At 56.4% G+C, this 13,303-nt stretch carries 9 protein-coding genes; 3 read left to right on the top strand and 6 right to left on the bottom strand.

Features of this window, described 5'->3' with window-relative positions:
- Both wzb and ACOTWU_RS09610 read right to left on the bottom strand, forming a co-directional pair.
- Positions 1–444, bottom strand: coding sequence for a low molecular weight protein-tyrosine-phosphatase Wzb (wzb, locus tag ACOTWU_RS09605; RefSeq protein WP_003862078.1), 444 nt, complete (start codon positions 442–444; stop codon positions 1–3).
- Between the two features lie 6 nt (positions 445–450).
- Positions 451–1,587 (bottom strand): polysaccharide export protein, encoded by a 1,137-nt coding sequence (locus ACOTWU_RS09610; RefSeq protein WP_003862079.1) that lies wholly within the window; start codon positions 1,585–1,587, stop codon positions 451–453.
- A 693-nt stretch (positions 1,588–2,280) separates the two neighbouring features.
- On the opposite strand from ACOTWU_RS09610, the gene ACOTWU_RS09615 reads away from it, so the two are divergent.
- Entirely contained in the window at positions 2,281–3,864 is a 1,584-nt protein-coding gene (locus ACOTWU_RS09615; protein WP_015572372.1) for a TerC family protein, read from the top strand.
- 90 nt (positions 3,865–3,954) lie between these two features.
- On the opposite strand, the gene asmA is transcribed toward ACOTWU_RS09615, so the two are convergent.
- The 3 genes from asmA to udk all read right to left on the bottom strand — a co-directional run bounded on the left by asmA (position 3,955) and on the right by udk (position 7,143).
- A complete protein-coding gene (asmA, locus tag ACOTWU_RS09620) occupies positions 3,955–5,805 on the bottom strand; it encodes an outer membrane assembly protein AsmA (RefSeq protein ID WP_047740818.1) in 1,851 nt (616 codons plus the stop codon).
- Positions 5,806–5,828: 23 nt separating this feature from the next.
- Positions 5,829–6,410: a dCTP deaminase gene (gene dcd, locus ACOTWU_RS09625; RefSeq protein WP_006811250.1), complete on the bottom strand. Its 582-nt coding sequence runs from the start codon at positions 6,408–6,410 to the stop codon at positions 5,829–5,831.
- Between the two features lie 91 nt (positions 6,411–6,501).
- Positions 6,502–7,143: a uridine kinase gene (udk, locus tag ACOTWU_RS09630; RefSeq protein WP_000130320.1), complete on the bottom strand. Its 642-nt coding sequence runs from the start codon at positions 7,141–7,143 to the stop codon at positions 6,502–6,504.
- Positions 7,144–7,485: 342 nt separating this feature from the next.
- Here udk and ACOTWU_RS09635 point away from each other — a divergent pair, with 342 nt between their 5' ends.
- Entirely contained in the window at positions 7,486–10,815 is a 3,330-nt protein-coding gene (locus ACOTWU_RS09635) for a diguanylate cyclase (RefSeq protein WP_126499094.1), read from the top strand.
- Here the strand turns inward: ACOTWU_RS09635 and alkA are convergent.
- Positions 10,780–11,652, bottom strand: a complete 873-nt coding sequence (gene alkA, locus ACOTWU_RS09640; protein WP_045142421.1) for a DNA-3-methyladenine glycosylase 2 — start codon at positions 11,650–11,652, stop codon at positions 10,780–10,782. The two genes, ACOTWU_RS09635 and alkA, sit on opposite strands and share 36 nt — an antisense overlap.
- Before the next feature lie 130 nt (positions 11,653–11,782).
- Here alkA and yegD point away from each other — a divergent pair, with 130 nt between their 5' ends.
- Positions 11,783–13,135: a molecular chaperone gene (yegD, locus tag ACOTWU_RS09645; protein ID WP_047740814.1), complete on the top strand. Its 1,353-nt coding sequence runs from the start codon at positions 11,783–11,785 to the stop codon at positions 13,133–13,135.
- Positions 13,136–13,303 lie beyond the last annotated feature (168 nt).

A 13,303-nucleotide genomic window follows, 5' to 3' on the forward strand; every position in this document is an offset into this window, starting at 1 on the left:
TTATCCCTGCTGAGCTTTCAGTGCCTGCGCCCACTGACGGGCAGACTGGTCTAGTAAGGTGTATACCGCCTCAAAGGCCTCGCGGCTCTTGCGATACGGATCGGGAATTTCGCGCTCACCATCCCAGTGACCAAACAGCATCACCTTGCCGCGCATCTCCGGTGCGATATCGCACAGCGCGTGAATGTGGCGTTTTTCCATCGCGAGGATCAGGTCATATTCCCGGCACATCCGGCCAGAGACCTGACGGGCAACGTGCCCGTCGAGTGAGAGGTTATGCTCAAGGGCAACGCTTGCGGCACGTTCGTCGGCACCTTTTCCGACCAGCGCGCCCAGCCCTGCGGAGTCGACCGTTAACGCAGGCTGGTAATTTTTCAACAGCCTTTCAGCCGTGGGGGAACGGCAAATGTTCCCCACGCACACCACCAGAATTTTGTTAAACATCGCGGCTTACCAGTTATGAACGTCGCTCGCCGTATCCGTCATGTAGCGAACGCCACTGATGGTAGGCAGCAACTGGTTGATCAGACGGTTCCAGCGGGCAACCGGCGCGGTGGTGACATAGACCACATCGTACGGCTGGAGACGGAACGACGTTGCCATGACCAGCGACGTCGCGTCGGACATATCCAGCTGGTAGATGTTGGCAATCTTGCCCTTCGCGTTCTCGCCTTTGATAGGACGGATCACGAAGATACCGCTGGCGTTGGAGGCGGTCAGATCGATGCCTTCCGCATTGCCCAGCGCTTCGGTCAGGGTCATACCGCTGAAGTCCATCTTGAGGGTGCTCTGTTTCTTCACTTCACCCATCACGAACACTTTCAGATCGTCGTTGCGCGGCACGTACAGAATGTCGCCCGGATAAAGGAGGCGGTTCTGGGTCAGGTCACCGTTTTGCATCAGCGCCTGAAGCGAAATGCGCTGCTCTTTGCCGTTGTGGGTCAGCACCACGTTGCGCCAGTCAGCGCCGTCGGTTAAGCCGCCTGCGGCATTGATCGCATCGAGAACGGTGAGCGGGACGTTGGTGATCGCCTGCTGGCCGGATTTATTGACCTGGCCAGAGATATAGGCTTTCTGGGATCGGAACGCGGCGATATTAACGTCCACCTGCGGGTCAGCAATGTACTGCGCCAGGCGGCCGGTAATATCACTACGGATCTCAGCAAGCGTTTTGCCCGCGACGTGCACTTTGCCAATGTAGGGATAGAACATGGTGCCATCGGACTGTACCCAGTTACCGGTGTCACTTGAGCTGCGGTACTGGCCCGCAGGCGTGGTCAGTTCAGGGTGATCCCAGACGGTCACGTTAATGACGTCACCCGGACCCACGCGATACTGGTAAGAGGCAATTTCCTGGTCCAGAGACATATTTGGCTGAGCAACATTTGGACGTGGGCGTAATTGTTCCACCAGACGTGGGGTTAATGGATACACATTCACCATTTTGTCGAGATCAAAATCAGCATCCTGCTGTTTAATCACATCCTTGCCCATTGTCGACATATTGCTGCCGGGAAAGACCGTGCAACCACTCATCAAGGTCACAGACACCAATAATGGCATCAATTTCATTTTGGATTTCATCATTGATTATTTATCACTTTGGCAGAGTAATTATCCTGTGCAATTAAAATAAGCGCGGGTCGTGGTGACAATCAGAATGCAGTTAATCATTTAGCAATATAACTGGCATCAGTCCTAAAAAAAGCTTATTCATCCATTGGCTATTGACAGAATAATTGAGACTGATTCACACGCTTTCAGGCACGCTACCGCCCTTGGCTTTCAGTTACCAATCCACTGACTAAACAATGCGTTATGGTTAGACACCCTCTTGGATAAGGCCTTTTGCGAAATATATCAAAAGCCTCACAGGGGCGATTGATAATGTATAACCTTCACCAAGGATCGAAACAAAAATAGCAACAAGGAGATTTAACATTTGATGCTGGAAGAATTGTTGCAGCTAACCTAATAGCAGGCAAGGAGACAACCGTCCTAATATTCGTTTTTAAGATTAATATTAAGAGCAAAGTTTTAAGGTTTTCGGATTTTCTTTATATTGACAAAATAGATCGCCGGACCATTTATTGCGATATATCCTAAATATCGTCTTATGTAATTAAATCTTCGCAATTAACTTATTTACACCGCCCGGCAAATGGGGTTTACCTGAGTGTAGCATTAAGAGAAATCTCACCCCGGCATTGCAATTTCCGTCGGCTTTATCCATGATCGAAGTGTGACATTAGTCATATAACAGAAGGTATTGCATTTACTATGGAATGGATTGCCGATCCATCAATCTGGGCCGGGCTGGTGACGCTGGTCGTCATCGAATTAGTGCTCGGCATTGATAACCTGGTGTTTATCGCTATCCTTGCCGATAAATTACCCCCTTCACAACGCGACCGCGCCCGCGTGACGGGTCTTCTGCTCGCCATGGTGATGCGTCTGCTGTTACTGGCCTCAATCTCCTGGCTGGTGACGCTGACCAAACCCTTATTCAGCGTGCAGGGTCTGAGCTTTAGCGCCCGCGACCTGATCATGCTTTTCGGCGGATTGTTCCTGCTGTTCAAAGCCACGGTTGAGCTTAATGAGCGGCTGGAAGGAAAAGACAGTGAAAACCCCACCCAGCGACGCGGTGCAAAATTCTGGCCAGTGGTCGCGCAGATAGTGGTGCTGGATGCCGTCTTTTCTCTCGACTCCGTGATCACGGCCGTCGGGATGGTTGACCATCTGGCGGTGATGATGGCCGCGGTGATCATCGCCATCACCCTGATGGTGCTCGCCAGTAAAGCCCTGACGCGCTTCGTGAACAGTCACCCGACTATCGTCATCCTCTGTCTGAGCTTCCTGCTGATGATTGGCTTTAGCCTGGTGGCGGATGGTTTTGGCTTCCATATCCCGAAAGGGTATTTGTACGCCGCCATTGGTTTCTCGGTGCTGATTGAGTTTCTCAACCAGCTGGCCATTTTCAACCGTCGCCGTTTTCTCTCCGCGAACCAGACATTACGACAGCGCACCGCAGATACGGTGATGCGCCTGCTGAGCGGCAAAAAAGAGGATGCCGAGCTGGATGCTGAATCCGCGGCGATGCTTGCCGACCACAGCGACGGGCAGATCTTCAACCCGCAGGAACGCCGGATGATAGAGCGCGTGCTTAACCTCAACCAGCGCTCGGTGAGCAGTATTATGACCTCCCGCCATGACATTGAGCATATTGACCTGACGGCGCCGGAAGAGCAGATCCGCGCCCTGCTGGATAAAAACCAGCACACCCGCGTGGTCGTGACCGGCGGTGAAGAGGAAGAAGAGCTGCTGGGCGTGGTACACGTGATTGACCTCCTGCAACAGCAGCTCCACGGCGAGCCGCTCAACCTGCGGGCGCTGGTGCGCCAGCCGCTGGTCTTCCCGGAAGCGCTGCCGCTGCTCTCCGCGCTGGAGCAGTTCCGCAACGCGCGTACCCACTTCGCGTTTGTCGTTGATGAGTTTGGTTCTGTGGAAGGGCTGGTAACGCTCAGCGACGTGATGGAAACCATCGCTGGTAATCTGCCTAATGAGGTGGATGAGATCGATGCGCGTCACGATATTCAGAAAAACGCCGACGGCAGCTGGACCGCCAACGGCCATATGCCGCTCGAAGATCTGGTGCAGTTCGTTCCGCTTCCGCTGGATGAGAAGCGCGAATACCACACCATCGCCGGTTTGCTGATGGAATATCTGCAACGTATTCCGCAGCCGGGCGAAGAGGTCCAGGTGGGGGATTACATGATCAAAACCTTGCAGGTAGAGAGCCATCGCGTGCAGAAGGTGCAGCTGATACCGCTGCGCGGTGAAGATGAGATGGATTTTGAGGTGTAAAAAAGCCGGGTGGCGCTTCGCTTACCCGGCCTACGGTGTCTGGCTTTTGTAGGCCGGGTAAGGCAAAGCCGCCACCCGGCACAACAGGCATCACAGCTTATCGAGCAGCTTTTTCACGTCCTTACCTGACTGAGACTCTTTATTGCGGTCCGCCCAGTCATTCAGCCGACGTTTCGCTTCATCCTGAAGGTGCTTACGCAGGATCTGATCGACCTGCAAACTGTAATTCAACTCCTGCCATTTTCCGTACACGCGCAGCGGTATCGGCGTCTCTTTCAGGAACTCCACAAGCTGGCCTTCGCCTTCCCAGCCAGCCTTCACGCGGACGTTGAAGCGGGTGTCTGCCGTCTCTTTCACCAGATCCAGCGCGCCGGTTCCGGTCAGGGCCAGCAGTGACGAAGTCCCCTGCATGTCGTCCAGCGAGAGCTGACCGTTATCGAGGGCAAGCTCGCTGGTAAAGCTGTCCAGACGGGTTGCGCTGTCGTAGTTTTCATTCGCTTTCACGCTGCTGCTGCGTTCTACCGCCTGCTGCACCAGCTGCTGGAAGTTCAGCCCTTCCATGCGCGAATCTTTCAGCTCAACGTGCGCCTTCCCCTGCCAGCTACGACGGAAGGCGTCCGCATCAATCTTCGTACCAGAGAAATCCCCTGCCAGCGACAGCTGCCCCGTGAGGGCAATCGGGTAATTAAAGGCTTTCAGGATGGTGCCAATCTCAACGTTTTCCAGACGCGGCTGGAACGCGGCGCTGGCAACGTCTTTGCGCACATCCAGCGAGCCCGGCAGGGAGAGGTTCCCTGCTCCCATTTTTCCGCTGAGCTCGGAGATGACCAGCAGGCCGTTGTGGTTGAACATCTGGCTGCTGACGTCAGTAAAATCAATCCCACGCCAGCGCACGCTGTTCGCTTTCAGCAGAATGTCGGCGGTAAATCCGCGCAGGCCGTTGTAGTCAGGCTGATCGAGATTTGAGGAGATCACCGGACGCGACTGCGTGACCTGGCTTTGCCCCACCTGCGTGGCTCCCTCATCGGTCGCGTTCACCGGTTGGGGCGGAAGCAGGTTCTCGAGGTTCAGCTTGTCGAATTGCAGATCCAGCACCCACTTAGGTTTCTCATCAAGCGTGACGCTCGCCTGCCCCTTCAGGGCACTGTCGTTGGCCTGGAGGTTGAGCGCGTTCAGTTCGAGCTGTTTGCGCTCTTCATGCCACACCGCCTGCATCGTGCCCTGGCCGGCAATCCCCTTCGCGGGTAAATCCGCGCCGGTCAGCTGCCAGTTAAGCTGCTGAACGTCCGCCGTCAGCTGGTGCGGATAATCAGAGGCGTTCACGTTCGCGTTCATCGACAGGTTGAGATCGCGCTGATTGCGGTTGATCCGCCCGGAGAACTCCATGGTGGCTTGATGGTTGGCATCCTGCTCCATCCTGAGGTTGATATTGCGTACGGTGATCTGTTCGTCATCTTCATGCTGGAAAACCAGCACGCTGTCAGCAACTTTCAGATTACCAATATCGAACGACCAGCCGGTGTCAGACGGGACGTCAGGCAAGGTGTTTTCACGCGGTGCGACCGGAGCATCCGCCTGACGAACGGCTTCGGTTTGCGGCGTAAGCTGAATCACCGCCCCTTTCAGCATCACCTGTTCAACCTGGAGCTGATGGGATAAGAGCGGGATGAGCGCGACATCAAGACGCATGTTATCCGCCGTGACCAGCGGCTGCGCGGCACCCGGCGCGGTGAGGGACATACGTCCGGAGAGAATGCTGAGCTGAGGCCAGACGTGCCAGCGCAGCGGCCCGTCCAGCTTGAGTTCATACCCGCTGCGCGCTTCCACCTGCCGCACCATGTAGGCCCGGAAGTCATTCGGGTTAACCAGCAGCACCAACGCTGAAAGGCCAGCCACCAGCACCACCAGCAAAATCATCAGCGTTGTCAGAACTCTTCTCATGGCTTCCTCAGTGAACTCACAGATCAGTCTTTATCGATACGACTGGCAACCGCACCCTGCTGGTCGCGATATTTTGCGTCCTGACGGCGGTTATAAGGACGGTCTGCCGGGCCGGTCAGCGGTTCAAAGCTCAACGCACCAATCATCATTCCCGGACGAAGCGCCAGCGGCAATTTACCGGCGTTAAAGAACTCCAGCACGATACGGCCAGACCAGCCCGGATCGATACGGTGCGCGGTGACGTGCACCATCAGGCCCAGACGCGCCAGGGAAGAGCGTCCGTCAAGCCAGCCGACCAGGTCCGCAGGCAGCGTGACCGATTCAAAGGTCACCGCCAGCGCCAGTTCGCCAGGATGGAGATAAAACGCCTCTCCTTCTTCGATGACGATTTCGTCGCTCATGACGCGATCCAGCGCCGCACTGACTTCGTCTTTCGGCCCGCTGAGGTCGATAAACGGTGCCGTGTGGCCGCTGAAGGTGCGGAATTTATTCCCCAGACGCACATCGACGGTCACGCCGTTAATACGCTCAACCGGCGGACGCGGGGTGATAGACAGGCGGCCTTCATCCAGCCAGGCTTCTATATCGCGGTCACAAAGACGCATGGCACTTTCTCCTTTCGTGCATCGCGCCCTGAAGCCTTACGGCGTCAGGGCAAAACCAGGTTATCTCTGAACGGTACACAATTCACACGGCTTATTCAAAAAACTGACTGATTTTCGCTTTTAAGATATCAATGGCAATACGGTTTTTACCGCCGCGAGGCACGATAATATCGGCGTATTGTTTCGAAGGCTCAATAAATTGCAGGAACATCGGGCGAACGGTTTTCTGATATTGCGCCATCACGGAGTCCATGGAGCGGCCGCGTTCGTTAACGTCGCGTTTAATACGCCGCATCAGGCAGATATCCAGCGGAGTGTCGACGAAAATCGAGAAGTTCATAGATTCGCGCAGACGGGCATCGGTGAGCAGCAAAATCCCTTCAAGGATAATCACCTTCTTGGGCTCGATACGGATCGTTTCCTGGGTGCGGGTATGTTCCACGTAGCTGTAGACGGGCAGCTCAATCGCCTCGCCGCGCTTCAGCGCTTCCAGATGCTGGAACAGCAGGCTGTGGTCCATCGCACTGGGGTGGTCGTAGTTGGTTTTTACGCGCTCTTCCATCGAAAGATGGGATTGATCTTTGTAATAGCTATCTTCGGGAATAACACCGATATGCTCATCACCCACTTGTTCACGCAGTTCGCGATAAAGCGTACTGGCAATAAGACTTTTACCTGAAGCCGATGCGCCGGCGATGCCTATGATGACGCACTGATGAGACTTATCAGTCATAAATTTAGCGACCTGATTAACCTGGATGTAAGGAAGGACGACGCCGGAGCGTCAAACGCGGCAATTATAGGGATTTCGGGGGCGTGATACCAGTCGAATGCGCAGGTTATGCGAGGCGGGCTGAAAAGCGCTGTTTCACGCCTTTAGCAAAATTTTTACGCGCGGTTTTTCGCCATTTCATCACCCTTCTTCGCAGAGTAACTATTTTATAAGTCTATGAAGTCAAAATCTGACCACTCAGCATATGAATTGTAAAATGTTTGTACTAGCATAAACCAAATTATTAATTTCACGCGTCCGGACCTGGCTCCTGACAACATGGCGTCCCTGGATAGAGCGGTAATGAATAAACAATACCAGCGGGTTTTGGTTACTACCCCACATCCTTTACTGCGGCTTGTCTGTCTGGGTCTGGTCACGTTCATCTTCACCTTATTTTCCCTCGAGCTGACTCGCTTCGGTACGCTGCTGGCGCCACTATGGTTCCCGACTTCAATTATGATGGTGGCGTTTTACCGCCATGCGGGAAAAATGTGGCCCGGCATTGCGCTCGCCTGCTCCTTTGGCAATATTTTTGCCTCGTGGATGCTCTTCTCATGGGCATCGATCAACATCACCTACACGGCGATCAATATCATTGAGGCCACGGTTGGCGCGCTGTTACTGCGTAAGCTGCTCCCCTGGTATAATCCGCTGCAAAACCTCAACGACTGGGTCCGGCTTGCCCTCGGCAGTGCCCTGGTGCCGCCGCTGGTGGGGGGCGTTCTGGTTCATTTTCTGGTGCCGAGCGCGGAGCCGCTGCGTAATTTCCTTGTCTGGGTACTTTCAGAAGCCATTGGCGCACTGGCGCTGGTGCCGTTAGGTCTGCTGTTTAAGCCGCATTACCTGCTGCGCCACCGCAACCCGAAACTGCTGCTGGAAACGCTGGTGACCCTGGTCGTCACGCTGGTTCTTAGCTGGACGGCAATCACCTGGCTGCCGTGGCCATTCACCTGCATTATCGTTCTGCTGATGTGGAGCGCGGTGCGTCTGCCGCGTATGGAAGCATTCCTGATATTTTTATTCACCATCATGATGGTGTCCCTGATGATGGCGCGAAATCCGCTCTCCATGACGCCCTCCACCATGATCGTCACCTTCAACGCGCCGTGGCTCCCCTTCCTGATGATGCTGCTCCCCGCCAACATTATGACGATGGTGATGTATGCCTTCCGGGCTGAGCGTAAACATATTACGGAAAGCGAAGAACGTTTTCGCAATGCGATGGAATATTCCGCGATTGGTATGGCGCTGGTGGGCATTGAGGGCCAATGGCTTCAGGCCAACAAGGCGCTGTGTAATTTCCTCGGTTACAGCCAGTCAGAGCTTCAGTCGCTTACGTTCCAGCAGTTAACCTGGCCGGAAGATTTAAATACCGACCTGGAGCAGTTGCAACAGCTGATTCACGGCGAGATCAACACCTACAGCCTCGAAAAACGCTACTACACCCGCAGCGGCGAGGTGGTGTGGGCGCTGCTGGCCGTCTCCGTTGTGCGCCATGCCGACGGCACCCCGCTCTACTTTATTGCCCAGATTGAAGACATCAACGATCTGAAACAGACCGAGTGGGTGAATAAGCGTCTGATGGAGCGTATCACTCTCGCTAACGAAGCCGGCGGAATCGGGATTTGGGAGTGGGATCTCGAGCCGGACGTAATCAGCTGGGATAAACGGATGTTTGAGCTGTACGAGATCCCCTCGCACATTAAACCCACCTGGCAGCTCTGGCATGCGGCCATGGTGCCTGAAGATCGTACGCACGCCGAACAGGTCCTGCGTGAGTCACTCCAGGCCAGGGTACCTTTCAAGCTGGAATTTCGCATTCGCGTCAAGGATGGCATTCGCCACATTCGTTCGCTGGCGAACCGGGTGCTGAACAAACAGGGCGAAGTGGAGCGGCTGTTAGGGATCAACATGGATATGACCGAGGTGAAGCAGCTGAACGAGGCGCTGTTCCAGGAAAAAGAGCGCCTGCATATCACCCTCGACTCTATCGGCGAAGCGGTGCTGTGTACCGACATCGACATGAACATCACCTTTATGAACCCGGTCGCCGAGAAGATGAGCGGCTGGTCGCAAAGCGAAGCGATGGGTCAGCCCATTCTGAAGGTGCTACACATTACCTTCGGCGAGAACGGTCCGTTAATGGAAAACATCCACAGCGGCGATATGTCCCGTACCGATATCGAACAGGATGTGGTGCTTAACTGCCGCAATGGCGGCAGTTTCGACATTCATTACAGCATAACCCCCCTCAGCACTCTGGAAGGACACACCATCGGCTCGGTGCTGGTGATTCAGGACGTCACCGAGTCGCGCAAAATGCTGCGCCAGCTGAGCTACAGCGCTTCCCATGACGCCCTTACCCACCTGGCGAACCGCGTCAGCTTTGAAAACCATCTTAAGCGCCTGTTGCAGACGGTACAGGAGACCCATCAGCGTCACGCGCTGGTCTTTATCGATCTTGACCGTTTTAAGGCGGTGAACGATACGGCAGGCCACGCGGCGGGCGACGCTCTCCTGCGCGAACTCTCTTCGCTGATGCTGACCATGCTGCGCTCCAGCGACGTGCTGGCGCGTCTGGGCGGCGACGAGTTTGGCCTGCTGCTGCCGGACTGCAACGTCGAAAGCGCACGCTATATTGCGGGCCGGTTGATCGACGCCATCAACAACTATCATTTTTCCTGGGAAGGACGCCTGCACCGCATTGGCGCCAGCGCGGGGATTACGCTGATTGACGACACCAATTACCAGGCTGCGGAAGTGATGTCTCAGGCCGATATCGCCTGCTACGCCTCGAAAAACAGCGGGCGCGGCGTGGTCACCGTCTACGAACCCCAGCAGGAGCGGATCCACAGCGCGCGCAGCATGATGTCGCTGGATGAGCAGTGGCACATGATTAAAGATAACCATCTGCTGATGATCGCCCGCAGCGTCGCCTCGCCACGCATTCCCGAGAGCAGTAGCTTCTGGCTGATTTCCTTGCGGCTGTGGACCAGCCAGGGGGAAGTGCTGGAAGAGCATGCCTTCCGCGCCGGGCTGGCGGAGCCGGAGCTGCTGCACGCCCTGGACCGACGGATATTCAGCGAATTTTTCCGTACCTATGCCGCACAGGTGGCGGCCAAAGGAATGGGCGTCGCGCTGCCGCTCTCAGAAGCGGGTTTAGCCAGCGTCACGCTGGTGGATGAGCTGCTCGACCTGATCACCAGAGGTCCGCTGCCGGCGCGGCTGCTGCATCTGGCGATCGCCGCAGATGTGCTGAGCAATACGGATGAAAACGTGCAGCAGGGCCTACAAAAGCTTCGTCAGGCCGGCTGTCGCGTGGTGCTGACCCGGGTCGGACGCGATATGAACGTCTTCAGCCAGCTCAGCGCCAATACCGCTGATTATCTGCTGCTGGATACAGACATGGTGACCAACGTCCACGGCAATCTGATGGATGAGATGATGGTGACAATCATTCAGGGCCACGCCCAGCGTCTGGGCATAAAAACCATTGCCGGGCCATGCCATCAGTCAATCATGATGGATACGCTGTCGGGCATCGGCGTTGATTTTATTTACGGCGACACCATCGGGGAAGCGCAGCCGCTTGATCTACTGCTGAATACCAGCTATTTCGCCATCAACTGACGGCGACCAGCCGTCGGTGTACCAGATATGTAACAGCGCATACGAGCGCCACGGCTGCCAGCGCTCGGCATAGCGACGGATCTGCGCGGGCGTCATACCGGCAAAGCGCTGTTTAATCAGATAGTCATCCGGCAGGAAAACATCCTTCGCCTGCCAGCCGCGCAGGGCCAGATAATTCGCGGTCCAGCGCCCGATGCCGGGGCGCTGCTGTAGCGCCTTCATCCCGGCCTCAACGTTCGCAGGCGGGAATAGCGGGAATTCACCGTCCACCACCGACTGCGCCAGATGAATCAACGACTCCGCACGCCTGAGCGGCATCCCGAGGGCTTTCAATGCCAGCGGTTCTGCCGCGGCCAGCACCTCTGGAGGAGGAAAGCAGAGATAGCCCGGCGCATCCTCAATGGGTTCACCGCACAGCGCCACCACCCGTGACGCCAGTTTTGCCGCCATCGCCACGCTCACCAGTTGCCCGAGAATGGCGCGCACGCCCTGCTCGTATGCATCCATCGCGCCGGGCAAACGTAAGCCCGGCCGCGCCGCGCCGAGCTCGCCGAGAGTCTGCGCAATGTGCAGCGGGTCGCAATCGAGGTCAAACAGGCGGGAGATGCGGTCGAGGCAGATATCCGCCACCGGGATCAGGCCAGGGCTGAGCGACACCGCCAGCGTAGGGGTTGCGCTGTCTGGCGTAACCCGGAAAACGCCCTGGTGCCCGGCATAGCCAAAACTGCGCTCGTAGTAATCCTCCGTAACGGTCTCAACCCCCGTGACCGCACGCGCGGCAAGAAAGCCAAACATCCACGACCAGTCGTAGGGCGGTTGCCAGTTCAGGGTGTACATCGTCTCTCCTTTTGTATTTACCTCAGCATAAACCGAAAGATCGCCTTGCGCCTTGCTTTCATATTCCTGTTGTCGCCTGGCAGACATTTCGCTAAAGTCTCGCCCCTTCTCACCGGCATGGGGATTTATTGTGTTTATTGGATTCGACTACGGCACCGCAAACTGCTCGGTTGCGATAATGCAAAACGGACAACCGCAGCTCCTGAAAATGGAAAACGGCAGTACGCTGTTGCCGTCAATGCTTTGTGCGCCCACGCGTGAAGCGGTGAGCGAGTGGCTGTTCCGCCACCATCAGGTTCCGGCCACGGCGGCGGAGACCCAGGCGCTGCTGCGCCGTGCGGTCAGCTTTAACCGCGAGGAAGATATCGACGTTACCCCGTCCAGCGTGCAGTTCGGCCTCTCTTCCCTCGGGCAGTACATTGAAGACCCGGAAGAGGTCTACTTCGTTAAATCGCCGAAATCCTTCCTCGGCGCCAGCGGCCTGAAGCCGCAGCAGGTGGCGATGTTTGAAGATCTGGTCTGCGCGATGATGCTGCACATCCGCAATCAGGCGCAGTCCCAGGTGCCGGATGCCATCACCCAGGCGGTGATTGGCCGTCCGATTAACTTTCAGGGGCTGGGCGGCGACGAAGCCAACCAGCAGGCGCAGGGGATCCTTGAGCGTGCAGCGCATCGGGCAGGCTTCCGTGACGTGGTGTTCCAGTATGAGCCGGTTGCGGCGGGGCTGGATTTTGAAGCCACGCTGACGGAAGAGAAACGGGTGCTGGTGGTGGACATCGGCGGCGGTACGACGGACTGTTCATTACTGCTGATGGGTCCCCAGTGGCATCACCGTCGCGATCGTGAAAATAGTCTGCTGGGGCACAGCGGCTGCCGCGTGGGCGGTAACGATCTGGATATTGCCCTGGCCTTCAAGAGCCTGATGCCGCTGCTCGGCATGGGCGGTCAAACCGAGAAAGGCATCGCCCTGCCGATCCTGCCGTGGTGGAACGCGATTGCCATCAACGACGTCCCTGCCCAGAGTGATTTTTACAGCACCGCGAATGGCCGTTTCCTCAACGATCTGGTGCGTGATGCGCAGAATGCAGAGAAGGTCGCACTTCTGTATAAGGTGTGGCGTCAGCGCCTGAGCTACCGCGTGGTGCGCACCGCCGAAGAGAGCAAAATTGCCCTATCCGATCGTCCAGAGCATGCGGTTTCGCTGCCGTTTATCAGTGACGATCTGGCTACGGCTATCACTCAGGAAGGGCTGGAAATGGCGCTGACTCAGCCGCTTCAGCGTATTCTGGAGCAGGTGCAGCTGGCGCTTGAGAACGGCAACGTGAAGCCGGACGTAATTTACCTGACTGGCGGTAGCGCCCGTTCGCCGCTGATCAAGAAAGCGCTGGCGGAACAGCTGCCGGGGATCCCGATTGCCGGCGGCGATGACTTTGGCTCCGTTACGGCAGGGCTGGCGCGCTGGGCGCAGGTGGTGTTTAGCTAATGGGGTTGAGCCGGGTGGCGGCTTCGCCTTACCCGGCCTACAAGATCCTCCAACCGTAGGCCGGGTAAGCGCAGCTCCACCCGGCGAAGGCGAAACAGCGCGCCACACTCAGACAATTCCCGACAGTCTTCCATATTTCCTCCATTTTTCCGCTGTGTTAGCTGACTA

It is taken from the genome of Enterobacter cloacae complex sp. GYL001, from assembly GCF_049237125.1.
GTDB lineage: Bacteria > Pseudomonadota > Gammaproteobacteria > Enterobacterales > Enterobacteriaceae > Enterobacter > Enterobacter hormaechei_C.

Bases quoted from the DNA above. Each gene is read 5' to 3' on its own strand.
- wzb (WP_003862078.1), bottom strand. From the start codon at position 444: ATGTTTAACAAAATTCTGGTGGTGTGCGTGGGGAACATTTGCCGTTCC.
- ACOTWU_RS09610 (WP_003862079.1), bottom strand. From the start codon at position 1,587: ATGATGAAATCCAAAATGAAATTGATGCCATTATTGGTGTCTGTGACC.
- ACOTWU_RS09615 (WP_015572372.1), top strand. From the start codon at position 2,281: ATGGAATGGATTGCCGATCCATCAATCTGGGCCGGGCTGGTGACGCTG.
- asmA (WP_047740818.1), bottom strand. From the start codon at position 5,805: ATGAGAAGAGTTCTGACAACGCTGATGATTTTGCTGGTGGTGCTGGTG.
- dcd (WP_006811250.1), bottom strand. From the start codon at position 6,410: ATGCGTCTTTGTGACCGCGATATAGAAGCCTGGCTGGATGAAGGCCGC.
- udk (WP_000130320.1), bottom strand. From the start codon at position 7,143: ATGACTGATAAGTCTCATCAGTGCGTCATCATAGGCATCGCCGGCGCA.
- ACOTWU_RS09635 (WP_126499094.1), top strand. From the start codon at position 7,486: ATGAATAAACAATACCAGCGGGTTTTGGTTACTACCCCACATCCTTTA.
- alkA (WP_045142421.1), bottom strand. From the start codon at position 11,652: ATGTACACCCTGAACTGGCAACCGCCCTACGACTGGTCGTGGATGTTT.